General features: G+C 58.2%; 17 protein-coding genes and 1 tRNA gene. 7 read left to right on the top strand and 11 right to left on the bottom strand.

The features are described from left to right. Nucleotides 1-83 precede the first annotated feature (83 nt). The 4 genes from ACP7AJ_RS17980 to ACP7AJ_RS17965 all read left to right on the top strand — a co-directional run bounded on the left by ACP7AJ_RS17980 (nt 84) and on the right by ACP7AJ_RS17965 (nt 5,546). Nucleotides 84-1,460: an aspartate kinase gene (locus tag ACP7AJ_RS17980; protein WP_426061582.1), complete on the top strand. Its 1,377-nt coding sequence runs from the start codon at nt 84-86 to the stop codon at nt 1,458-1,460. 22 nt (nt 1,461-1,482) lie between these two features. Continuing rightward, complete coding sequence (locus tag ACP7AJ_RS17975) at nt 1,483-2,175, top strand: phosphatase PAP2 family protein (RefSeq protein ID WP_426061581.1); 693 nt, start codon at nt 1,483-1,485, stop codon at nt 2,173-2,175. A gap of 296 nt (nt 2,176-2,471) precedes the next feature. After that, nucleotides 2,472-4,406: a CocE/NonD family hydrolase gene (locus tag ACP7AJ_RS17970; RefSeq protein ID WP_426061580.1), complete on the top strand. Its 1,935-nt coding sequence runs from the start codon at nt 2,472-2,474 to the stop codon at nt 4,404-4,406. Nucleotides 4,407-4,727: 321 nt separating this feature from the next. Beyond that, entirely contained in the window at nt 4,728-5,546 is an 819-nt protein-coding gene (locus tag ACP7AJ_RS17965) for an SDR family NAD(P)-dependent oxidoreductase (protein ID WP_426061579.1), read from the top strand. 283 nt (nt 5,547-5,829) lie between these two features. Here ACP7AJ_RS17965 and ACP7AJ_RS17960 read toward each other — a convergent pair whose 3' ends face one another. The 7 genes from ACP7AJ_RS17960 to ACP7AJ_RS17930 form a co-directional block, all read right to left on the bottom strand. Then, nucleotides 5,830-6,720, bottom strand: coding sequence for a DUF2911 domain-containing protein (locus tag ACP7AJ_RS17960; RefSeq protein ID WP_426061578.1), 891 nt, complete (start codon nt 6,718-6,720; stop codon nt 5,830-5,832). Between the two features lie 222 nt (nt 6,721-6,942). Next, a complete protein-coding gene (locus ACP7AJ_RS17955; protein ID WP_426061577.1) occupies nt 6,943-8,778 on the bottom strand; it encodes an ABC transporter ATP-binding protein in 1,836 nt (611 codons plus the stop codon). Nucleotides 8,779-8,831: 53 nt separating this feature from the next. Next, nucleotides 8,832-9,332, bottom strand: a complete 501-nt coding sequence (locus ACP7AJ_RS17950; RefSeq protein WP_426061576.1) for an energy transducer TonB — start codon at nt 9,330-9,332, stop codon at nt 8,832-8,834. A 169-nt stretch (nt 9,333-9,501) separates the two neighbouring features. Continuing rightward, nucleotides 9,502-10,989, bottom strand: a complete 1,488-nt coding sequence (locus ACP7AJ_RS17945; protein WP_426061575.1) for a sodium:solute symporter — start codon at nt 10,987-10,989, stop codon at nt 9,502-9,504. A 179-nt stretch (nt 10,990-11,168) separates the two neighbouring features. Further along, nucleotides 11,169-12,179 (bottom strand): MBL fold metallo-hydrolase, encoded by a 1,011-nt coding sequence (locus ACP7AJ_RS17940; protein WP_426061574.1) that lies wholly within the window; start codon nt 12,177-12,179, stop codon nt 11,169-11,171. A 77-nt stretch (nt 12,180-12,256) separates the two neighbouring features. Then, on the bottom strand, nt 12,257-14,125 hold the full coding sequence (locus ACP7AJ_RS17935) for a M61 family metallopeptidase (RefSeq protein WP_426061573.1): 1,869 nt from the start codon (nt 14,123-14,125) through the stop codon (nt 12,257-12,259). 152 nt (nt 14,126-14,277) lie between these two features. Next, a complete protein-coding gene (locus ACP7AJ_RS17930) occupies nt 14,278-14,982 on the bottom strand; it encodes a class I SAM-dependent methyltransferase (protein WP_426061572.1) in 705 nt (234 codons plus the stop codon). A gap of 191 nt (nt 14,983-15,173) precedes the next feature. On the opposite strand from ACP7AJ_RS17930, the gene ACP7AJ_RS17925 reads away from it, so the two are divergent. Both ACP7AJ_RS17925 and ACP7AJ_RS17920 read left to right on the top strand, forming a co-directional pair. Continuing rightward, a tRNA-Leu gene (locus ACP7AJ_RS17925) sits at nt 15,174-15,255 on the top strand. Nucleotides 15,256-15,370: 115 nt separating this feature from the next. Then, the gene (locus tag ACP7AJ_RS17920) at nt 15,371-16,048 is read left to right on the top strand and encodes a phosphatase PAP2 family protein (RefSeq protein ID WP_426061571.1); all 678 of its coding nucleotides are present in this window, start codon (nt 15,371-15,373) and stop codon (nt 16,046-16,048) included. A gap of 73 nt (nt 16,049-16,121) precedes the next feature. Here ACP7AJ_RS17920 and ACP7AJ_RS17915 read toward each other — a convergent pair whose 3' ends face one another. The 4 genes from ACP7AJ_RS17915 to ACP7AJ_RS17900 all read right to left on the bottom strand — a co-directional run bounded on the left by ACP7AJ_RS17915 (nt 16,122) and on the right by ACP7AJ_RS17900 (nt 21,626). Then, nucleotides 16,122-18,485, bottom strand: coding sequence for a GAF domain-containing protein (locus ACP7AJ_RS17915; protein WP_426061570.1), 2,364 nt, complete (start codon nt 18,483-18,485; stop codon nt 16,122-16,124). Nucleotides 18,486-18,559: 74 nt separating this feature from the next. Then, nucleotides 18,560-19,114 (bottom strand): hypothetical protein, encoded by a 555-nt coding sequence (locus ACP7AJ_RS17910; protein WP_426061569.1) that lies wholly within the window; start codon nt 19,112-19,114, stop codon nt 18,560-18,562. Between the two features lie 105 nt (nt 19,115-19,219). Further along, a complete protein-coding gene (locus tag ACP7AJ_RS17905; RefSeq protein ID WP_426061568.1) occupies nt 19,220-19,879 on the bottom strand; it encodes a hypothetical protein in 660 nt (219 codons plus the stop codon). A gap of 334 nt (nt 19,880-20,213) precedes the next feature. Next, nucleotides 20,214-21,626: a dicarboxylate/amino acid:cation symporter gene (locus ACP7AJ_RS17900; protein ID WP_426061567.1), complete on the bottom strand. Its 1,413-nt coding sequence runs from the start codon at nt 21,624-21,626 to the stop codon at nt 20,214-20,216. Between the two features lie 236 nt (nt 21,627-21,862). Between ACP7AJ_RS17900 and ACP7AJ_RS17895 the strand changes: the two genes are divergently transcribed. Continuing rightward, nucleotides 21,863-22,882 (top strand): dipeptide epimerase, encoded by a 1,020-nt coding sequence (locus ACP7AJ_RS17895; RefSeq protein WP_426061566.1) that lies wholly within the window; start codon nt 21,863-21,865, stop codon nt 22,880-22,882. Nucleotides 22,883-22,978: the final 96 nt, after the last annotated feature.

Here is a 22,978-nt window from a genome sequence, read left to right as displayed (position 1 = left end):
CATTTGATTTTGCGCGTCCGCGCCACCGTGGCTCTCCCTTTCATTTTCGGAGAGGGGCCGGGGGTGAGGCGCCCACCCACACCGTGCTTACAGTAGAAAAAATCGGCGGCACCTCCATGACCGCCTTCGCCGACGTCCTCGACAACATCATCTTCCATAACCGGAAAGGCGAGGAGTTATACAACCGCATTTTCGTCGTCTCGGCCTACGCCAACGTCACCAACTGGCTGCTGGAGAATAAGAAAACCGGCGCCCCCGGCGTTTACCACCGCATCACCCAGCACCAGGAGTTTCGGCAGGCGCTGCAGGAAGTGGCGGCCAAGCTGCAGGAGCTAAACAAAGCCTACGAACCCCTGGGCCTGGACCTGACCGTGGCCGATGCCTTCATTCAGCAGCGCATCAACCAGGCCCAGACCTACCTTGAAAGCCTCACCAACGTGTTGGCCTCGGGTTACGTCAACAGTGCCAACATCCTGCAAGCGGCCCGCGAAATTCTGGCATCGATAGGGGAGTCGCATTCGGCGTTCAACTCGGTCAACATCCTGCAAAACAGGGGCGTGAATGCCACCCTCGTCGACCTTAGTGGCTTCGACGATGCCCAGGCCCTGACCATAGACGAACGCATCAAGCAAACCTTCGCCGGCATCGATTTTGCCAACACCATCTGCATCGCCACGGGCTACACCAAGGGCACAGAAGGCATCATGCGCGAGTTCGACCGCGGCTATTCTGAGGTCACTTTCAGCAAGATTGCCGTGGCCGTGCGGCCCCAGGAGGCCATCATTCACAAAGAATATCATCTCTGCTCGGCCGACCCCAACCTAGTGGGACTGGATAATTGCCGGCCCGTAGGCTTCACCAACTACGACGTGGCCGACCAGCTCGCCGACGTGGGCATGGAGGCCATTCACCCCAAAGCCTCGAAGCCGCTCGAAATCAACGCCATCAACCTGCGCATCAAGAACACCTTCGAGCCCGAGCACCCCGGCACGCTCATCACCCGCGACTTCGTGTCGCGGCGCAAGCACATCGAAGTCATCACCGGCACCGACATTGTGGTGCTCATCGACATACACGACCCGCTGATGGTGGGCACGGCCGGCTTCGACCTGCAGCTGATGCAGACCTTCTTCGACTCCAACGTCAGCTACATTTTTAAAGCTACCAGTGCCAACAGTATCACGCTGCTCATCTGGGAAAAGGACCTGCAGCCCGGACTAGTGGCGGCGCTCGAAGCCAAGTACGAGATGGTGACCATTGAAAACGCGGCCCTGGTCTGCCTCATCGGCTCCAACATCGACGAGCCCGGCCTGCTGGCCCGTGCCGCCGGGGCCCTGGCCGAGGCGGGAATCAATATCCGGAGCGCGGGGTTTGCGTTGCGCAAAGTCAATATTCAATTCATTGTCGGTCGTGAGGAGTACAAAGGCGCAATTGTTGCCTTGAACTCGGCCATGGGCTAATTTGAGCACCCGTATCACCTGAATGACCTTACGCCAGCTTCTCCTGTTCACGGCCGTAACCGTGCCGGCCTGCGGGCTCTGCATACTGTTCCTCGACCAGCCGCTGGCGCTGTTCATTCGGGCTAATTTCGGCTGGCTGGCTCCGTTTTTTGGCGAGCTGACTTCCGCGGCCGATGCCGTTCATGATGTGCTGATGACCCACTTCGTGGGCATCCCAATTGTTTTCTTGCTGCTGGGTGCCGCCTTTGTGGTGGGCCGCTACGTGCTCCGGCGGCCGCAGGCTACACTGTTTCTCATCTTGCTGCTAACGCACGAGTTCAGTATGGTGACGGCCAAGGTGCTAAAAGGGGTGGTGCACCGCCTCCGGCCCGAGGTCCTGTTTGATGCGGGCTACGCGGGCACGGGTCTGTGGCAGTCCGGGCCGCACAACGACTCCTTTCCCTCGACGCACACCGCCATTTATTTCAGCTTGTTCTGGCCCCTGGCCGTTGCCTTCCCGCGCTGGCAGAAGCCGTTGCTGGTGCTGCCCATGCTCATTGGCTTGGGCCGTATGGTGCTGGGAGCCCACTACCTGAGTGATGTTTGGGCCTCAATCTGGCTGGTGGTAGCCTTCACCTTCCTGTTTGGCTTATTGGGGGTGCCCCGCAATGTGCCCGAAGCCCCAGTATTGCAGCAAGGCCCTGCAGAAGAGGAAATGCCAGTTTTACAGAAGTAAAGCCCCAACGAAATTGAAGTAGACAACGTGCGGCGCCTGCTGATTCTGCAGGGCCGGTGGAAATAGGGACGCGGCGCAAAAAAAACGTCATGCTGAGCAGAGTCGAAGCATCTCTACCTCAGTACTAACTTTCATTAATTGCGCGATAGAGATGCTTCGGCAGGCTCAGCATGACCGTTTAGGAAGCCCCTAAGGACCTCATTGTTTTGCTGTCACATTCTACTAAGCGGTAATAACCATCGCCGCAGCTACCTTCGCTTTGGCCTCCGGATGGGGGCTGATAACCTGCTTTCCGAATGAAAACAACTCTTTACCACGCTGCCGCCTGCGCGTTGCTGGGCGTGTTGTGCGCTACTGGCGCTGCCGCCCAAACCCTGCCCGCTCCTGTGGCCGTCACCGATGCCGAGGCTACCGCCCGCGCCGTAGCTGACACCCTCTACATCCACGAGCGCTACACCAAGACGGAATATCAGATTCCGATGCGCGACGGTGTCAAGCTCTACACCGTGGTGTACGCGCCCAAAGATGCCGACAAAGTGCGCTACCCCATTATGCTGAACCGGACGCCCTACTCGGTGGGCCCCTACGGCCCGGAGCGTTACAAAACCAACATCAGCCCGAGCAGCACCATGCTGCACGAGGGCTACATTTTCGCGTTTCAGGACGTGCGCGGCCGCTACATGTCCGAAGGCCAGTTTGTGGACATGCGCCCGCAGAAAACCAAATACGCCGGCAAAAAAGACATCGACGAAAGCACCGATACCTTCGACACCATTGAGTATCTGGTGAAGAAAGGACCCAAAAACAACGGCCGCGTGGGCCAGTGGGGCATTTCCTACCCCGGCTTTTACACCTCCACGGGCCTGCTCAGCCGCCACCCCGCCCTGAAAGCCGCCTCGCCCCAGGCGCCTATCGCCGACTGGTTTTGGGACGACTTCCACCACAACGGCGCGTTCTTTCTGCCCCACGCTTTCAACTTCATGGCCAGCTTCGGCCTGCCACGCCCGCAGCCCACGGCTGCCAAGAACCCAGCCTTCAAGCACGGTACCCCCGATGGCTACGATTTCTTCATGCGCCTGGGCCCGCTGAAAAATGCCGACGCCAACTACTTCAAGGGCCAGGTCGGCTTCTGGAACGAACTGACCCAGCACCCCAACTACGATGCCTTTTGGGAAGCCCGCAACCTGCGGCCCCACCTGAAAGACATCAAAGCCGCCGTGCTCACCGTGGGCGGGTTCAACGACGCCGAAGACTTGTTCGGCGCCCTCAAAACCTACGAAACCATCGAGAAGCAAAATCCCCGCATCGCCAACCGCCTGGTGATGGGCCCCTGGATACACGGCGGCTGGGCCCGCGGCACCGGCGAAATGCTCGGCAACGTGCACTACGGCCCGTCGCCGTCCTACTGGTACCAGCAAAACGTGGAAGCGCCCTTCTTTAAGTCATACCTGAAAGACGACAAGCCCAACGCCGCTAGCAAGCTGGCCGAAGCCTACGTATTTGAAGGCGGCACCAACCAGTGGCGAACATTCGATGCGTGGCCCCCCAAAGCTGCCCAGAACCGCACCCTATACTTCCAGCCCAACGGCAAAATCAATTTCGAGCAGCCTGCCAGCGGCTCCGAGTTCGACCAGTTTTTGAGCGACCCGGCCCACCCCGTGCCCTTCACCGAAGCCACCGCCACTGGCATGACCCGCGAGTATATGACCGACGACCAGCGCTTCGCCAGCCGCCGCCCCGACGTGCTCACCTACCAAACTGACGTCCTCACCGAAGACCTCACCCTGGCTGGCCCCATCGAAGCGCTGCTGCAGGTTGCCACCACCGGCTCCGATGCCGACTGGGTGGTGAAAATTATTGACGTGTACCCCAACGACACCCCCGATAACCCGCGCACCCAACCGCACGTGCGCCTCGGCGGCTACCAGCAAATGGTGCGTTCCGAAGTGATGCGCGGCCGTTTCCGCAACAGCTTCGCCAAGCCCGAGCCCTTCACGCCCGGCCAGGTTACGCCCGTGCCCTTCACCGTGCCGGACCTCATGCACACGTTTAAGAAAGGCCATCGCCTCATGGTGCAGGTGCAAAGCACCTGGTTTCCGCTGGTCGACCGCAACCCGCAGAAGTACGTCGATAACATTTACCAGGCAGAGGAAAGCGACTTCCAAATCGCTACGCACCGCTTATACCATTCACCCGCCAGTGCCTCCAAGCTGGTGGTGAAGGTGCTATAAATGCAATAAACTAAGGCACAATTTAGCATAACTTAGAAAGCAAAGAGGCGACCGCAAGGTCGCCTCTTTGCATTTCCAGGCAGTGCCCTGCAGCCAGTATGGGAGTTGTGAGTCTTTGCAATTAGATAGCAAGGAGGACGAAGTAGCTCAGTTATAAATAAAAAATATGTAAATTATACAAGCTTACAAGCACTGCCTTACTAGCAGCCCTTGTAAGCATCAGGGCAACCAAGGGGCCCGGTGTGACTCAATCCCTTGGCTAGCAAGCTAATAAACCGCTCGCCTTTCCATATACATCGTTACACCTAACCCCTTCAAGCCATGAACGACCAAACCGCATTAATTACTGGAGCATCAAGTGGCATCGGCTTCGAGCTGGCCCGGTGCTTCGCCCGCGACGATTACCGGGTAGTGCTGGTAGCCCGCCACCTCGAAGAGCTCAAGGAAGCTGCCCGCCTGCTGCACCAGGAATTCGAAGGCATCGACATTGTGCTCCTGCCTTTCGACCTGAGCCTGCCCAACACGCCGGATATGCTGTATGCCGAAACCACGTTGCGAGGCCTCCAGATTGACGCCTTGGTCAACGACGCCGGCTTTGGCGAAACCGGCTACTTCTCCGATACCGACATGAACACCGAGCTGGCCATGATTCAAGTAAACGTGACCGCGCTGGTGCACCTCACCAAACTCTACCTGCGCGATATGATGGCTCGCAACTCCGGCCGGATTCTGCAGCTAGGGTCACTGTCCTCCTTCACGCCCAGTCCGTGCCAGGCTGTGTACGCTGCCACCAAAGCCTTTGTACTCAGTTTCACCGAAGCCGTGCAGCACGAGCTGAAGCAGCAAAAATCGGCCGTTACCATGACCGTGCTGTGCCCACCACCCACCGACACCAACTTCTTTTACGTGGCTCATGCCGAGAACACCCGCGCCGCAAAACACCCCGCGTCGGCCCGGGCGGTGGCCGAAGAAGGATACGACGTGCTGATGGAAGGCGGCGCGCGCAGCCTGCCCACCATGGCTGCTAAGGTTAACTTTTTCACCAGCCTGGTGCTGCCCGATTCCATGCTGGCTGCCCTTATGAACAACCAGCTGCACCCCGTGAAGGAGCAAGAAAATAGTGATATATTATATCATTAAGTGTTTCATGTAAAGCAGGTAGGTAGTAAAAGGAACGTCATGCTGAACTTGCCGAAGCACCTCTACCGTGTAACTAACTCAATAGGTTGGTTTACTATGCGGTGTAGATGCTTCGGCTCCGCTCAGCATGACGTTCTTATTTTTTTCTTGATTACTTATGTACTAACGCTTAGCGCGGAATTTAACAAAAAAAGGGCCGTAGCACCAGTGCTGCGGCCCTTTTCGGCAATTGAGATAGGTAATCCCCAGCACTAAAAACCGAGCAGGGAATAGTTACCCGGCGTTACTTGCTGGCCTTCTTCGCTTCCGCCATCAGGTCTTCGTTCATCTTCACATACTCGCCGTTGGGAGGCGTAGAAGCGAGCGCACCTTTCTTAGAAGCCTCAGCGGCCTTGATAGCGCCGGCGTAGTCCTTCATTTTCAGGCGCATTTTGGCTTCCGAGTGCAGGTTCCAGAACTTGGCATCGGTGGCGTTAGCTTTTTCCATCCAGGCCACGGCTTGTTTCATGTCCTTGTTATTTTCGGCGTAGTACACGGCCGCAGCGGCGAGGTCGCCGGGAGCGGGATTGGCGTTCTTAGTGATTTTCTCGTCAATCTGCGCCATCACTTTGCTGTCGACGTCAGCGGTGATTTTGAACTTGGCGCCGGTGTTGCCCCACTCCATGGCCACGTTGGCGGTGCCGGGGGTGAGGTCGGTGAAGTTGATGGTGAAGCTCTCCACTTTGCTGGCCACTTTGTAGGGCTTCACGGTGAGGCGGGCCACGTCCTGGTCTTCTTTGAAGCCTTCCACGTCAGCGCCCTGCTTTAAGCTCTTGTTCAGCACCACCGTCCACTCGTTGGCACGGGGAATGGTGTAGATGCCGTACTCACCGGCGGGCACTTTTTTGCCGTCAATGGTCACGTCATCCGAGAACTTGATGCTGGTGGTGGAGTTGGCACCCGTGCGCCAGCGCTGGCCCAGGGGAGCCAAGGGCGTTTTTTCGCCGAAGGCAGCACGTCCCTTCAGGCTGGGGCGCGAGTACACAATGGTGACATCAGTAAGGCCCACGCGCTGCGTGATGGTGCTTGCGGGGCTGGCCGCAGGCGTACGAATTTGAGCCTGGGCAGCAGGAGCCGCCACCAGCGTAACAGCCGTAGCTAGCGTAGCAGTAAGATTTAGCAAAAGCTTGCTCATCAGTATTGAAGAAAATTGGTGAGGTGATTGTGGGGCAAAAATACGAAACCCGAGCTTGGGGCGCGGGTTTGTGCGATAGAAGGTGCTTATAAAAGTTATTACACCACCTCTTAAACGTCATGCTGAGCGCAGCCGAAGCATCTCTACATTAAAACTAACCTTAATTAGTGACGCAGTAGAGATGCTTCGGCTGCGCTCAGCATGACGTTTTTTAATTGAAAATCAGCTCAACTCAAACTGCAGCTTCAGTAGGTTCGCATATAGCCCGTTCTCGTTATCCGCCAGCTCCTCGTGCGAGCCCTGCTCCACAATACGGCCCCCATCAATCACTAGGATTTTATCGACTTTGCGAATTGTGCTCAGGCGGTGGGCAATGATGATGGAAGTGCGGTTTTTCATCAGTTCATCCATGGCGCCTTGTACCAGCTTTTCTGACTCCGAATCGAGCGCGGAAGTAGCTTCATCGAGCAGCAGAATGGCGGGGTTCTTCAGGATGGCGCGGGCAATGGCCACGCGTTGGCGCTGCCCACCGGAGAGCTTGATGCCCCGCTCGCCCACCACCGTGTTGAGGCCTTCGGGGAAGGACTCAATGAACTGCCAGGCATTGGCCTTGCGCGCTGCGTTGATGATTTCAGTATCGGTCGCGTCGATTTTGCCATAGGCAATGTTCTCGCGGATGGTGCCGCCGAAAAGCAGCGTTTCCTGGGGCACAATGCCCACGTGGCGGCGCAACTCCGTGAGGTCGTAGCTACCGATGGGGCGGCCGTCGATAAGAATCTGGCCGCCGCTGAGTTCATAAAACTGCATCAGCAGCGACACAATGGTGCTTTTGCCAGCGCCACTGGGTCCCACCAGTGCAATTTTCTCACCTGCCGCGATGTCGAAGCTGATGTCTTGCAACACCGGTAAATCGGGCCGGGTAGGGTAGCGGAACGCCACGTTGCGGTACTCAATGTTGCCGTGCAGCTTTAGCGGGGCCTGGCCCGCCGGGAGTGATAAGTGGGTGGGCTCGCTGGTCTCGTCCAAGATTTCGAGAATGCGTTCTGAGGCGCCCAGCGTGCTTTGGACCTTGCCATAGAGTTCGCCCAGACCGGCCACCGAAGCCCCGATGAACACAGTGTAGAAACCGAAAGAAACCAAGTCTCCCACTTCCATCTGCCCAGACTGGACAAGCGAGGCTGCCCTCCACAGCACCAGTATGATTCCCCCAAACAAGCCAATGATAACAAACGATACGAAGCCGCCGCGGTACATGTTGCTTTTCAAGGCTGCCCGCACCGTGTTGGTGAGCGAAGCGCCGTAGCGACGGGTTTCAAACTGCTCGTTGGTAAACGCCTTTACCGTATTGATGCCCTGCAGCGTTTCTTCGACGATTACATTACTCTTAGCCAGCTCTTCCTGCGTGGCTTTGGCCAGCACGCGGATTTTTCGGCCAAACACCATGGCCAGCACCACAATGGGGGGAAACGTGGCCAGCATAAACAGCGAAAGCTTCACCGACACCACCATGATGAAGACAATGCCGGCCAGCAGCGTCGCTACCTGACGGAACAACTCGGCCAGGGTGAGCGAGAAGGTGTCCTGAATCTGGGCGACGTCCGAGGTAATGCGCGAGGTAATGGCACCAACCCGGTTTTTCTCAAAAAATGGGATGGGCAAAGACATAAATTTGGCGTACAGCGCCTGCCGAATGTCGCGCACCGTGAACTCACTCACCCGGGTGAAAAACCAGATGCGGCCAAACGAAAACAGCCCCTGCAGCACGGCCACGCCAAAAAGGCCGCCAGCAATTTGGTTGATATTCAGGGTGAGGCCGCCTGGCAGCACCAAGGGCTTGCCATTGGCCACATTCACCAGCTTGCCAATTATCCACGGAAACAGCATGGTGGTGGTGCTGCTGAGAAGCAACAGCACCATGCCCACAATGAAAGGACCCTTGTACGGCAGCACGTAGCGGAACACCCGCAGGCTGCGCCGGAAGACTTCTTTAGTAAGCTTGGGTTTGGGGGCGTCCAACGCGGTGTCGCCGCCGCTGGTATTCAATCCGCTACGGGCCATTTAAATAACAAAAGCAGGACCTGGCGCTGGCCGGGTCCCCACGTAAAATAAAATTAGCGTTTCTGCTGGTTGAGGGGTTGGCGGCGGTTTTGCTCTACCCGCATCTCGCCCGCGCCACCAAACGGAACGGGCAGCTGAATAAGAACGGACAAGGGCCGCCCGCGCCGCATGGCCGGCTGCCACCCCGTGAGCAGGGGCACCACGCGCAGGGCCTCGGCGTCGCACTCGGGCGAGAGCGACTGCGCCACCACGGGGTTGCTCACCGTGCCGTCTGCATTCACCGTAGCCGTCACCAGCACCGTGCCGCTCACTTGCTTGGCCCGCGCTGCCTCGGGGTAATTGATGTTCTGAAGAAAGAACAATCCCAGCGCCTGCTCACCGCCTGGGTACACGGGCGCCCGGTCGGGCCGGTTGGCCGGGGATTTGGCTTGCACCTGCATATTGCCGGGGCGAAGCACAATGGGCTGCTGGGTAGTGGCCGGTGCCGGCTGCTGGGCCATGGCCATCGGAGCCGCTGCCAGCATCAGCAAAAATGATAAAATAGTATTGGTCATCAGATAGTAAGAAGCAATTTAAAGCAGAAGGTATACTTGCACAGACCACGCTTCGGCGGACAGGCGTAGCCCGTATACCAGTTGTGCCGACGTTTAGCTCAGAGTTTTACGCTAGCTGCCGGGGTAAATTTTTCAATTTTCTCAGGGTTTCTAGTCAGAATATAACTACCTAAACCGCTGCTTGGGCTATCGGGTTCACGTCGCGGGGCCGCGAAATGGCCCACAAGCCTAGGAATACCAGCGCGCCGTTGACCAGCAGAATCTCAAACCCAAATTTATAGCCGTTCAGCCACTCTACAGAGTTGGCATTCAGAATGTAAGTGAAGATAGGCGCCGCAATGCACACGGGCAACACTGCCCGGTCGCGCAGGCCGCGGCTGGTAAGAATTCCGAACGAGAACAAGCCCAGTAATGGCCCGTAGGTATAGCCCGCAGCCTTAAACACAGCCGTAATCAGGCTTTGGTCATTTATCAGTTTAAAAATCAGAATAATGACAATCAGTACCGCCGAAAAGCCCAGGTGGGTGAGCTGCCGCAGCCGTGTCTGCTGCTTTTCGTCGTACTGCTTGATGTCGAGGAAATCGACACAAAACGAGGTGGTGAGGGCCGTCAGGGCCGAGTCGGCCGAGGCGTAGGTCACGGCAATAATGCCCAGTATAAAGATGATGCCCGCAAACAGGGTGAAGTGCGAGGTGGCCAGCAGCGGAAACACGTTGTCGCCCATAATTTTACCGGTGGCGCTTACGGGCAGGGCAATGCCCTTGGCCGCTGCAAATTGATAGAGCAGCACCCCCAACGTGAGAAACAGCATGTTGACAAACACGATGACGATGCTGAACCAGAACATGTTTTTCTGGGCGTCCTGCAGCGAGCGGCAGCTTAGGTTTTTCTGCATCAAGTCCTGGTCTAGGCCCGTCATCACGATGGTAATGAAGGCACCCGAAGCGAATTGCTTCCAGAAGAATTTATCGTCGCGGAAGTCGGAAAAGTAAATGCGCGACATGTCGCTGGACTTCACTGTTTCCACCATCTGCGCAAAGCTCAGGTTCAGTTCCGACGAAATGAGGTAGATGCTCACGCCCACGCACAGCAGCATGGCCATGGTCTGGAAGGTATCGGTCCACAAAATCGTCTTGAGGCCGCCCCGGAACGTGTAGAGGTAAATGAGCATGATGCTGACGATGACCGTGACGTAGAACGGCACGCCCATTTCCTCGAACACCGCCAACTGCAGCACCCCAGCCACTAGGTACAGCCGGAAAGCCGAGCCCACCGCGCGCGAAATCAGGAAGAACAGCGCCCCGGTTTTGTAGCTCCAGTACCCAAACCGCTGCTCCAGGTACGTGTAGATGGATACCAGCCGTAGGCGATAGTACAGCGGCATCAGCACGGTGCCAATCACCACGTAGCCCACCAAGTAGCCAAATACCACGGCCATGTAGCTCCAGCCCTGGCTTTCGACCATGCCCGGCACCGAGATGAACGTGACGCCCGAGAGCGAGGTGCCAATCATGGCAAACGCCACCATGTACCACGGCGCGTTACGGTTGGCCACAAAGAAACTTTCGCTCGTAGCCCCCCGCGACGTGAGGATGGCAATGATAATGAGAACGGCGAAGTAGCCCGCTACGAGGCTTAAAACGAGGGTGGGGGACATTAGGAGTAGCCAGTTAGCTAATGGCTGGTAGCTGTTAGCTTATTGGCCACAGCTCAGCATCAGGGAGCAAAGCTAACAGGTAGCGCCCAGCGTAGCCGCTGCTCAACCCCATGGGGTTTACATTCTGCTCTGCAAAAAGCTAACAGCTAATGGCTAATAGCTAGCAGCTTAATAAAATGCTACTCCCAATCCTGCCAGCGCAGCACTTCGCCCACGGCAGGGGCGTGCAGTTCGCCGCGCAACATGCCTCCCGTAGCCACATCGGTGAGCTGCCGCAGCGGTTCCGACGCCGGCTCGTCTGACAAACTGAACGTGCCGTAGTGCATGGGTACCACGTGGCCAGCCCGCAGCACGTTGGCTGCCTTGGCAGCCTCGTGAGGATTGACGTGGCTCTTAGCCATTATGTAGGCCGGCTTGTAGGCGCCAATCGGCATCAGCACAACGTCGATGGGGCCAAACAGCTTTTCAATGTTCTCAAAATGGTCGCCGTAGCTGGTGTCGCCGGCAAAGTAGATGAGCTTGTCGGCTCCCTGGATGAGGAAGCTGCCCCACAACACTCGGTTCATGTCGGCCAAGCCCCGGCGGTGCCAGTGGGAGGCTGGGAGATAGGTGATTTCCAGCGGCGAGCCAGGCCCCAGGTTGTACTGCTGCCACCAGCCGGCCTCCTGCACCGTCAGGCTGGGTGCCATGCTGCGCAGCAGCGGGGCCATGCGCAGCGACGACAATACCTGCATCTGTGGGTTATGCTGCGCCAGCAGGCTCATGGATTTCTCGTCCAGGTGGTCGCGGTGGCCGTGCGAAAGCAGCAGATAGTCGATGCCCCGCACGGCCTCGGGCGGGCAGGGGAGGGCGTGGCGGTGCCGCAAGCCCACTGAGCTGAATAGCACAGGGTCAAAGAGCAGCGTAACGCCCGCCACACGCAGCAAAAAGCAGGCGTGCCCCAGCCACACCAGCATGTCTTCGGTGCTCGAAAAGGCCGCGCTGCAGTCCACTACGGCCGGCGCCCAGGTGTCCTGCTTCTTTTCCTCTTTCTGCGGGTTCGTCGAGAGCTGCCATTTCAGCACGTTGCCAAAATTTGGCTCAAACAGTTCTTCGCCGTTGGCAAAAGCGTTGCCGAACAGCTTATTGCCCTTGTATCCCGGCCGCACCGTGGGCAAAGATTCGTTGCGGAGATAAGAGACTTTGGCCATGAATGGGTTTAAAAAATGCCCGGTTACGCGAGCAACCGGGCAGCTGGCTTGGGGAAACCAAACCGCACAGAAATAAATTAGTTGCCTGCCTGGCTGGCCAGCCAGGCCTCGCGCAGTGCTCTCTGCTGAGCAGTTAGCCTCGCTTTCTCAACTGTCTCAACTGGTTTTAGCTGCATCACAGGCTCTTCGCTGAGGGCTAGCTGCGCCGTTTTCTCTAGGCCACCAGGCGTTCTGAATTTTACTGGCACTACGTCGGCGGCCGTGTGCTTGCGCAGCACGGCCTCCAGGTCGCTGGCACTCTTAAGCTCCTTGCCATCGAGGGCCACGAGCTGGTCGCCCCGGTCGATGCCGGCCTGGTACAGGCCCGAGCCGATGCGCGTGTTATAAGCCACAATGGCTCGGCCTGCTTGGTCAAACTCAATCTGACGAGCCAGCGTGTTGACGGAGAACCGGACCGGAACCAGGGCCAGGCCTGCTCCCAACAGGCTTTCGCCAAAACGGGGCAGCTCGTGGCCGTACACATGCTCCCGGAAAAACTTGCCCGCAAATACCGTGTCCTTGCTCACCTCGCCCAATACCCGCTGCAAGTCTTTTACCGTGTAGGGATGAGTGGGCGCATAGTCTGCCTGCTTCTTGCCGAATTGCTGCCACAGGGCCTGCATGTACTTGTCGAGGGAAGTTTTATGGTTTTGGCGCAGCTGCAAGTCGAGCACCAGTGCAATGCCCGCCCCGTGGTCGTAGTACGACAAATAGTTGTTGGCCGAGTTCATGGGGTCAATGCTCGCTGCGGCATCTATAAAGGCAGCCTGGCGGCTCATGTCAATGGCGGAGGCGAGGCGGGGGCCGGGGCTGTTCTGGCGCAGGTTGACCCAGCGGCTCAGGTCGCTCAGGAATTCCTCGTCCGAAATCAGCTTGGCGCGGCGCAGGGCTAGCCGGCTCAGGTAGCTCGTGAAGCCTTCAGCAAACCACAGAGCATCGCTCATGTTGGCCCGCTGGAAGTCAAAAGGCTCCAGGTCGCGGGGGCGAAGGCGCTCCACATTCCAGGCATGAATGAACTCGTGCGCGGCGGTGCCGAGGTTGCGAGTGCCGGCGTCTTCGCGCAGCGGGCGGGGGCTGGTCAGCGACGTTGAGTTGCGGTGCTCCATACCGTCGCTGATGGCTTGAGGCAGGTAGTTAGCGATGAAGGTGTAACGCCCAAAATCAAAGGTCGGCAGCTCGCCAAAAATGGCTCTTTCCTCTTTCACCACATGCTGCACCTTCTTGGCGTAGGCATCTAGCTCGGTGCTGGAGCCTTGGTGCAGCACGGCCAGCTCAATTGTCTGTTTGCCTTCCTGCCAGGTTCGCACCTGCTGGTCACCCAACGATACCGGGCTGTCCATCAGGTAATGCATGTTAGGGGCCGTAAAGGTATTCGGCTCGGCCCCTGGGCGTAGCTGCGTGGCCACTTTCCAGGTGGCAGGTAGTTCAAATTTTAGCTCGGCCGGCCGGCTTTCCAGCCCGGTGGCGTAGCAGAGCGTGGCCGGGATGTTGAGGTGGGCATGCTGCTCGTCGATGCCCGAATAGGTGCCGTCCGTGCGATTGGCGTAGAGCGTGTAGCTGAATACCACGGTGCCATCAGTGCCCGGGGTCACGTCCCAACCATACGGGTCAGGCCGGGTGAGAGGCAGGCGTTGGTTGCGGCCATCGGTGGCCACCACGTAGTACACGTTTTTAGAAAACTCGTGCAGGGCGTAGCGCCCAGGCGAGCTGCGCGCCATGCGCACCCGGAGCGGGCCTTTGGGCACCCCCGCAAACGTGACCGTCACCCGGGCCTCGTGGTGGACCGCATTGGGAAAAGACAGGGCATAGCGAATGGCCGGGCCGGCATCAGCTTGGGCCTGCCCCCACACCGGGTTTCCTCCCAACGCAACAATTAATAAGAAACCAGCAGTAAGGAATTGGTTCATAGGGGGAGAAGTGAGTAAGCCGGTATTCGTCATCGTCGCTAAGTGCTTATTCTGCAAAGGTGCGTACGATTTGCAACAGAAGATGGCGTTTTTGCGGGCAATAAGCTACAATTAGCCAAGAGCAACTCGGCCAAGAGTAGCAGCTCCAAAAATTAATTGAGAACCGAAAGGTCAGCCCCGTCAACCAGCACTGCGCATTCCATGGCGCCACTAAAGAATGTACTGCTGCTAGTTACGTGCAGCCCCAACTGTGCCAGCGCCGGGTGCAGGGCGGGCAGTTCCTGCGCCCGCAGGCCTGTGGTGAGCCGAAAAAATGTGTACATCATCCGGAGTAAAATCCAGCGCCAGCCGTTTTGGGCGGGCCGGAAATCAGCCAGCAGCCACGGTGCTCCCGGCCGCAGCGCCGCCCGCAGCTGCGCCAGAGCCCTGCCTATCTCATCAGCGGCAATGCAGTCAAGCACAAAAAAGGTAATGACAGCGTCGAAGCTTTCGGTGGGGCCAAGCGCCTCTTGGGTGCCGTGCCTAAATTCGACCTGCGCTGCGGTACCCGGAAAATCGCGGCTCAGCAAAGTCCGGGCCCGGACGAGCATGTTGGTAGAAGCCTCCAGATAAAGCACCGTGGCCATGGGCCGGCGCCGCAAGACTTCGGCCAGCACCCAGCCCGTGCCGCCGCCCAGTATGAGCACGTGCGGGGCACCAGCTGGCAGACCAGCCAGTGCGGCCCGTTGCACTTTTTTCAGAGAAGGCCCAAACACGGCGCCCGCCAGGAAATCGTAGCACCATGCCACCCGGTCGAAACCAGTGGGCGCGTCAGGGACCACTGGAGCAGAATAAGAGCGCACAACAGGGTCGGGCATACCAGAAAGCGGCGTTTGCAGAAAAAAAATAGCGCGGCAAGTAACTGAAAAACAATTGGCGGTGCCTCCAGCCCCGCAAAACAGCGAAAAAAACGCCGCAAGTGTTGCGCAGCTGCAAAGTGGCGCCGTATCTTTGCACCATCAAAAGGCCGCACTTCCTAACGTGGAGAGCGGCTTTTTGCCCACTGCATGCGCTTGTGGCGAAATTGGTAGACGCGCTGTCTTCAGGCGGCAGTTCCGCAAGGTGTGGGAGTTCGAGTCTCCCCGAGCGCACGTTTTGAAAAGCCAGCCCAAAAGGGCTGGCTTTTTTCGTTATTGCGTACCAAGAACCTATCTCGACAGTCGGTCATTGCCGGCTTGTCGAAGCATCTTGCTTGCCAGCGTGCCTATGAACCGTTTTACTTCCCGTTTGCTGGCGCTGGCTGGCCTGCTCACCGTCGAAATTGCGCTGGGATTGGTGCTTTTTATGGCCGCGTTTGCCGTTTTCTTTTACCTCACGCGGGTTGTGTTCGTTGATAATTCGCTGGCACTCGACGACTGGGCCGGTGGCCTCATGGATGAGCTGCGGCAGGCTCATCCCTGGATGACGGGGCCTGTGCGCTTCGTTACCTTTTTTGCAGCGCTTCCATTTCTGCTGCCTGCGGGCATCATTATTCCGCTGCTGCTGCGTCGGGCAGGCTACCGGCGCGAAGCCATGGAACTGGTGCTTGCCATGTTGGGCGGCATCATCCTCAACCAGCTTCTCAAGATGTACTTCGGCCGGCCGCGTCCTAGCAATGCCCTGCTGCAGACCCTTGGCCTCAGCTTCCCCAGCGGCCACGCCATGCTGGGAATGACGTTCTACGGCTGCCTGGCGTGGTTTCTGGCCCGGCACTTCAACCGGCCCGGTTGGGTTGCTCCCTTGTTAATCTGGGTGGTGCTGATTGGCCTCACCCGGGTTTATTTGCACGCGCACTACGCCACCGACGTGCTGGCCGGTTTTGCGGGCGGTGCCGCTTGGCTAGTGGCCTGCCGGCTGGGTATTAAGCTTTTCTGGAAAGAAGAGAAGGAGATACTTGCCGACTAAAGCAAAACTCGCTCGTCGCGTGGTGGGCAGGCTTATTTACAATTAGCAGGCTTCTTACTGGTTTGCCTCGACACTAGCTGAGCTTCACCTGTACCCGCAGAGCCAGCAAGCCCTTCACGCCCTGCAACTCGCCCAGTTCCAACTCCTCTACCTCGGGCTCCAGCAGGCCACGGTCCTGCAGATAATCGATGTATTCGTAGTACTCCACGGCCTCACGGCTTTGGGCATACACCAGGGAAATGGTGCCAGGCTGCGTCAGCCGCTCGTCAGTACCCAGCACGGTGGCTTTGTCAATTCGCTTCTTAATGATTTCATAGCGAATATTATAGGCACCGTCTACATCGAACTGGCGCTCGTCCTGCCGGAAGCGGATGCTCAGCGACTGCCCGTGAATCAAAATGAGCTGCGTGGTTTCGAGCGGCACTGGCAGGGTTTCCTTCAGTGCCGCGGTGCGCCGCGTAATCTCCACCATGGTCAGGAGCTGCCACAGGCGCAGGTTTTTGAGAAACACCAGGTCAAAGGGCTTGTTTTCGACCAGCGCCGCGCCCACGTAGATGTTGTATTCCACGCCATCGGTTTTGTAGCGTTGGAAGTAGTGCGGAAACATCTGCTGGGCCTTTTCCTCCTCCTCGTCCAGGTAGTCGCCTACGGCTTCGTTCAGCATCGTAACGCTGACTTCGAAGTCTTTACGCCGCTTGTAAAGAATGCCGAGCTTGGGGTCGATGCCGTCCCAGTACTTGGTGATAACCGGCCGCATTTCGGGCGTGTGAGTAGCCAAGTATTCGAATAACGGCTCAATTTCTCTGCTCAGCGAGTCGTAGATATTGGCTTCGTCGCCCGACAGGATACCGTCTTTCAGCCGCCGCAGGTTCTTGGTCACGTAGAACTTCAGCTCGTCGAGAATGGGTAGCTGTTGGTATTCAGAAGCTTTTTTGAGCACCTTGTTGGCCAGGTTGAGGTGCTCAATAAGGTCTTGCTGAATGGCTTCGTTGCGGGCTGTGCTGCTGCTACGAATGTCGCAGGAGCCGTGCAGCGGATACACGTCCTCGAATACTATGGCCTCCATCTCGGCCGTGCGGTTGCCGGAGTCAAGCTGCGTGAGTAGGTTGCGGGCCGCGTCCATGAAGCGCCATTCCATGGTGGGGTGAATGGCGGTAAATTTCTCTCGAATGATGGCGTGCACCCGTGTTTGCAGGTCTTCGGCGTTGCGTTTCACGGCCACTGCAAACAGGGGCAGAAACTGCGCTACTTTGTCCAACTCAAATTCATCGAGGCCACCCACTTTGGGAGTGCCCAGCTCCAGCAGGCCCACCGTGTCGTTGCCGTAGGGCAGAAGGGCCAGAATGGCCGAATTAATCCCCAGCCCCATAATCTGACGACGCAGGTCCTCGGGAATATCGGCCGTGGCCACATCCTTCAGCACCAGAGGCTCACGCTCGCGCAAGAGTCGGTCGTAAATCTGCCGGAAGCTGCTCTCGGCCGACTGATGCTGCACTTGCTTGGTGAGGAAACTATGGTTGATTTTGCGGCCAAAATCCACAAAAGCCCGCTTTTTCTCGTCGTAAGCGGCAATGCCTAGCTGCAGGGCTGGCTCGGCAAACAGCACCCGCAGCTTCTCCTGAATCTGCTCAAAGCGGGCGGGCGTTTGCAGCACATCGCGCTCGAGCAGGTCGTACTTCAACTCCGAAAGAATTTCCTGCTCGGTCACGTCCATCAGCTGAATAATGTTGAACCCCTCCAGCTCGAAGTGTTCGGGCGGCAGCATCTCCTGCCACAATTCCACGCGGTGGCGGTTGTGAATCAGCGTGTCCATCTGCTCGGGGGTGAGCACGGGCGGCTCGCCCACTACTTTCACCGTCACAAAATCCGAGTTAAAGTCGATGCCATAGTGCCGGTAAAGCCCAATCTGGTAATCTGGCACGGTGAAGATGATGGTGCCCAGCGATGGCAGCTCGGCCCCATACACGCGGTGGAGCACCAGGTGATACGCCATTAGCCCCATCTGCTTTTCCATGGCCACCATGTCGATGTTCAGCGGCTGCTTGATGGTGCGGTCCTTGTGGAGCATCACCTCCTGAAAATGGCGCGTGGAGTAGAAGCTGCGCCGCTGAAACGGCCCTATTACCCCGGTGATGTCGGTTGCGAACGACGCCGGCGGAAACACCGCCAGCATCAGCGTTTCAATTAGGTCGCAGTTACAGTCGAGCACCTTGTTGTCGGTGAGCGGGCCCCGGCACCAGTCTGCTTCCGCTACCTTTTCGCCAATGGCGCGGGCCAGCAGGGCCACGCCCGCATTGCTGGCCCGCTCACGCTCCTGCCAATACGTAATCAGCGGTTCCAGGCTGAGTGTTGAGCGGAATGGAAAATGCGAAACAGGAACGGTTTTGCGGGGCGTGGGCACCGGCGCAGCCACTGGAGATATAGGTTCAGCAGGCATATAAGCGAAAAACAAAAATTTCGGCCAGGCCTTGCAGCCCGGCAGGTACTATACGAGCACTGCTGGCTACCCGGCTATTTAATAACCTCGATGGAAGGCCGTTGCTTTAAATCTATGACGGCCACGCTGTCTAGCGCAGTGCCGTTTCGTGAGGGATATTTGGTAAAAGCCGTTTTCTGGCTATTGATGTAGCAAGTACAGCAGCCATTACCTTCCAAGCTGCCTTTTAGCTGCACGCTGTCGATAACCAGTACGGTAGTGGGCACGGGCTTGCTGCGTGGCGGCTGCACAAGGTATTGCACCTCATAGCGGTACTCGTTGAGCTTGCTGGTGCCAACCTGGCCAAAGGGCGTGGCGTTGTTCAGCTGAATGGCATCGCGAGCCCGGGCCGCTGTTCGAATCAAGGTTACCGATTCTACCTTGTTGCTCGCCTGAAAGAGCTTCGGCGCCCGCGTGAGGATGATGGTGTCGAGCTCAGTTGCGCTGAAAGCCGGCGAAAAGCTGATGCTGACGGCATCGGCTTCGCTGTCCTGGCAGTCGCACACGTTGTTGGCGCAGCAACTGCTCAGCAGCAAGCCCAGGCCCAAGCAGATGAACGTTGCGAAACGGGAAGACAGAGGGTAGGCCATGGCAGGGGCAAAGGTAAGGCCCGTAGCACCCACCTCACCGGGGCGAGGCAGGGCACTACGGGCCACTCAATGTTACTAAAATAGCGGTAGAGGCACCAGCGCGGTTTAGCGGCTGCCCGTCACAACCGACGACGACGGCAGGGTCGGGTTCTCAACCGTGCCGCCCGCCATCAGCAGGGGGCGCAGGCGGGCAGTGGCCGTATCGAGCTGGGGCCGAATCTGGGCCATGGCGCCACGCAGGGCAATAATGTCGGCCAGACGCGGTGCCGTGGTCTGCGAGTAGCCGTGGTACATGGCCACTTTTACTGCCGAAGTGCCGTTGCCTACGTAGGAACCCAGCAAGTTGCCGGAGGCGTCGCTCACCTGTACTTCGGCCTGCAGGGTGGTTTTGTACCACTCCAGGGGAATGCCAAATACCGCTGGCAGCATAAAGGTCAGCACCTGAATGCCCTGCAGGCCGCGGCCCGTGCGCAGGGTGCGCACCTTCTTAACCACAAGCTTGGCGTAGCCAAACGTGGCCGTATCGGTGGGTTCAATCAGGTTGGTCTGGCATTCCTGCTGAAACAGTTTGAGGGGGTCTTCGGGCAAGGCTCCATCGTTCATTGCGAGCGGGCCTTGGTCAGCCAAAATTTCCAGGGCCGGCAGGCGATTAGAGATGGCTGCCGAAGGAGTTCCTTTCATCATGGACTTTACCGACACGCAAGCCGGAGCCACCAGCAGCGCTGGGGCAAAAGCCAATATGGCGAGTTGACGCGTAAATTTCATAGATGTAAGTTAATAACAATGAGGAAAAAGTAAATGAAAAAGCCAAATGATGCTGATTCACCGGCACTGTTTGGAAACGAAAAGCTAAGTTAGCCAAGGCAGCGGGCCCGCGGAATCCTTTTTCGGCGAATGAACAAAATTTGCTCCCCACCAGCACGGAACATACCGGTTGAGGGATGTAGTTAGCAGCGAAAGCAAGAGTTGAGAGGCCAGCCCTGGCAGCGGGCCGCCCGGCTTACTCAAATGCCTTACGTATATAAGTAACTAAATTGTTTAACGTTTATGCAAATAGTATTGGCTGAGCCGAGGCCATTGCCTTGCTACAGGTTGTGCTTTAATGGGCGCTGCCGGCGAGCTCCTGGGGGGCTTCTACTTCGGTAGGGTCGGGGCCCTGGTAGTCGTCGATAAACTCGCCTTCCCAGCGGGCCACCACTGCCGAAGCCAGGCAGTTGCCCAGCACGTTCACGGCAGTGCGGGCCATGTCCATCAGGGCATCAATCCCCAGAATGATAAACACGGGCCAAGCCGGCAAGCTGAAGGAAGCAACCGTGGCGAGCAGAATAACCAGCGAAGCGCGGGGCACGCCGGCCACACCTTTGCTAGTGAGCATGAGGGTGAACACCATGAGCAGCTGCTGCCCAAATGTAAAGGGCACGCCAGCCGCCTGGGCCACAAAAACGGCCGCCAGCGAAAGGTAAAGTGTGGTGCCGTCGAGGTTAAAGGAGTAGCCGGTGGGCATTACGAAGGCCACAATGCGGCGCGGCACGCCAATGCTCTCCATGGCTTCCATGGCGCGCGGCAGGGCCGCTTCCGACGAGGTAGTGGCGAAGGCAATGCTCACCGGCTCGGCTACGGCCGCCAGGAAGCGGCGCAACGGAATGCGCGCCAGCAAGGCCACCGGCAGCAGTATCAGAATGGCAAACGCAATGAGGGCCCCGTAGAGGGTAAGGAGCAGCTGCAGGGCATTGAGCAGGGGCGCAAAGCCCATTTTGCCCACCGTGTAGGCCAGGGCGCCGCCCACCCCGAGAGGGGCAAAGAACATCACCACGTTGGTGAATTTGAACATCACCTCCGAGAGGCTTTCGCAGAATTCCAGCATCACGCGGCGGGGCCGCTCGGGGGTGAGAGCCAGACCAATGGCGAACAGAATGGCGAAAATTACCACCTGCAGCACCTGGCCCTCGGCCACCGACTTGGCGATGTTTTCGGGGAAGATGTGCAGAATGATGTCGGCCGCTGACTGCGGGGCTACGGCGGCCAGCTCCTCTTCCTTCACGCCGGCTTGGCTGATGCCTACGCCGGCCTTGGTAAGGTTGATGGCTGCCAACCCGATGAACAGAGCAAAGGTGGTAACTACCTCGAAGTAAATAAGTGCTTTGAGGCCCATGCGGCCTACCTGCTTCAGGTTGGCGTGGCCGGCAATGCCTACCACCAGCGTGGCAAATACGAGCGGGGCGATGATGGTTTTCACCAAGCGCAAGAAAGCGTCGCTCAGCACCTTGAAATTCATGGCAACACTCGGCGCATCGTGTCCGAGCTCGATGCCGACGAGCATGCTGTACACAATCCAGAGGGTGAGGGAGCGGCGGGGGGCCACTGCGGCAGCCAGGGCGACCAGCGCCACCCATCGCGCTGCTACGGGTACTGCCGCGGGTAGCGCCAGTATATTATTGGCTGTCAGTATAGTGAGCAGGATGCCAATCACTACTAGGACAACCGCAACGAGGAATAAACGAGATTTCGTCATGCAACTTAAAAGGCCGTGGGAATGGAATGAGGGCATAAAGAACGGCATTCTTCCGCCAGCAAACCGGCGCAGCTCTCAACTCGGCTCGCCCAGCCCGCAAAAAACACCTCAACGCGAGCTGCATCAGAGCGTTTTGGGTAGTTGTCGGGCTTGGCTGAGACAGCCAAAACTGCCACATCGTAGGCAGTCCAAACTTTTGGCTGCAACTTCGGCGCCGGCCCCATGCCCTTTCCTTCATGCCCACCTGGACCCTTACTACCCGGCAACTGCACCTCAACTACGTTTGGAAAATATCCCGCAACGCCACCGCTACTAAAACCAACTTGCTGCTGCGCGTGGCGGGCCAGGGCCACCAGGGCATAGGCGAGGCCGCTCCAAACGTGCGGTACGGCGAGTCGCCAGAGCTGCTGGCGCAACAGCTTGCAGCCTTGCAGGCCAATGGCCTGGCCGATGTGACCTCGCTGGCCGCACTAGATACCCTGCTGGCTGTGCAGCCCGCCGCTCAGGCTCTTCGCTTTGCTCTGGAGTCGGCCCTGGTGCAATGGCTGGCCGCCTGTGCCGGGCAGCCGGTGTGGCAGTGGCTGGGCGTGCCCGCGCCGGCACGCCGGGTGCCCACAGCTTTTTCGCTGCCCATTATGGAGCCGGGGGAAGTGGCCGGTTTCCTGCGCCAGCAGAATGCAGCGAGGTTTGAACTGCTTAAAATTAAAGTAAATCAAGCCGAAGGCCTCGGCTTGCTTGCGGAAGTAGCCCTAGCCCTGCCCAACCATTCTTTGCTGGTAGACGGCAATGAGGCCTGGACCGATGCCGACGCCGTACTGCAGTTTCTGGAACAGGCGGGGGCACTGCCCGGCCTGCGCATGCGCTTTCTGGAGCAGCCCCTGCCCGCTGACCAGGCCGAAGACTACCGCTACCTGCGCCCGCGCAGCGCGGTGCCGCTCCTGGCAGATGAGTCGGTGACCGATACGGCCGATTTTGCGGCCATCGCACAGCAATTTCACGGTGTGAACGTGAAGCTGATGAAAGCCGGCGGCTTCCGGCGCGGCATCGACCTGTTGCGGCAGACGCGGGCCCACGGCCTCACGCCTATGCTCGGCTGCATGGTAGAAACCAGCGTGGGCATTGCCGCGGCGCTCCACATCAGCGCATTGGCCGAGGTGCACGACCTCGACGGCTTTCTAATTGTGAAAGATGAGCCGTTTGGCTTGGTGGGGGAGGAGGCAGGGCAGCTCTGCCTGCAGGAAGGAAAGGCCGAGTGAGGGGCCCGTATCATAAAAGGGCAGTGGTCTAAGTTAAGGTGGTATTGTGATTGTCGATGACAATTTTAATTCGCGCGGAGTGCATGGCCAATGACT

Origin of the sequence: Hymenobacter sp. B1770 (assembly GCF_049896385.1) — a bacterium.
GTDB lineage: Bacteria > Bacteroidota > Bacteroidia > Cytophagales > Hymenobacteraceae > Hymenobacter.
The sequence above is the reverse complement of the archived record's forward strand: the minus strand, read 5'-3'. Positions and strand labels throughout refer to the sequence as shown.

What these genes read in the sequence shown, in the direction of transcription:
- ACP7AJ_RS17975 (WP_426061581.1), top strand. Translation starts at nt 1,483, where the DNA reads ATGACCTTACGCCAGCTTCTCCTGTTCACGGCCGTAACCGTGCCGGCC.
- ACP7AJ_RS17970 (WP_426061580.1), top strand. Translation starts at nt 2,472, where the DNA reads ATGAAAACAACTCTTTACCACGCTGCCGCCTGCGCGTTGCTGGGCGTG.
- ACP7AJ_RS17965 (WP_426061579.1), top strand. Translation starts at nt 4,728, where the DNA reads ATGAACGACCAAACCGCATTAATTACTGGAGCATCAAGTGGCATCGGC.
- ACP7AJ_RS17960 (WP_426061578.1), bottom strand. Translation starts at nt 6,720, where the DNA reads ATGAGCAAGCTTTTGCTAAATCTTACTGCTACGCTAGCTACGGCTGTT.
- ACP7AJ_RS17955 (WP_426061577.1), bottom strand. Translation starts at nt 8,778, where the DNA reads ATGGCCCGTAGCGGATTGAATACCAGCGGCGGCGACACCGCGTTGGAC.
- ACP7AJ_RS17950 (WP_426061576.1), bottom strand. Translation starts at nt 9,332, where the DNA reads ATGACCAATACTATTTTATCATTTTTGCTGATGCTGGCAGCGGCTCCG.
- ACP7AJ_RS17945 (WP_426061575.1), bottom strand. Translation starts at nt 10,989, where the DNA reads ATGTCCCCCACCCTCGTTTTAAGCCTCGTAGCGGGCTACTTCGCCGTT.
- ACP7AJ_RS17940 (WP_426061574.1), bottom strand. Translation starts at nt 12,179, where the DNA reads ATGGCCAAAGTCTCTTATCTCCGCAACGAATCTTTGCCCACGGTGCGG.
- ACP7AJ_RS17935 (WP_426061573.1), bottom strand. Translation starts at nt 14,125, where the DNA reads ATGAACCAATTCCTTACTGCTGGTTTCTTATTAATTGTTGCGTTGGGA.
- ACP7AJ_RS17930 (WP_426061572.1), bottom strand. Translation starts at nt 14,982, where the DNA reads ATGCCCGACCCTGTTGTGCGCTCTTATTCTGCTCCAGTGGTCCCTGAC.
- ACP7AJ_RS17920 (WP_426061571.1), top strand. Translation starts at nt 15,371, where the DNA reads ATGAACCGTTTTACTTCCCGTTTGCTGGCGCTGGCTGGCCTGCTCACC.
- ACP7AJ_RS17915 (WP_426061570.1), bottom strand. Translation starts at nt 18,485, where the DNA reads ATGCCTGCTGAACCTATATCTCCAGTGGCTGCGCCGGTGCCCACGCCC.
- ACP7AJ_RS17910 (WP_426061569.1), bottom strand. Translation starts at nt 19,114, where the DNA reads ATGGCCTACCCTCTGTCTTCCCGTTTCGCAACGTTCATCTGCTTGGGC.
- ACP7AJ_RS17905 (WP_426061568.1), bottom strand. Translation starts at nt 19,879, where the DNA reads ATGAAATTTACGCGTCAACTCGCCATATTGGCTTTTGCCCCAGCGCTG.
- ACP7AJ_RS17900 (WP_426061567.1), bottom strand. Translation starts at nt 21,626, where the DNA reads ATGACGAAATCTCGTTTATTCCTCGTTGCGGTTGTCCTAGTAGTGATT.
- ACP7AJ_RS17895 (WP_426061566.1), top strand. Translation starts at nt 21,863, where the DNA reads ATGCCCACCTGGACCCTTACTACCCGGCAACTGCACCTCAACTACGTT.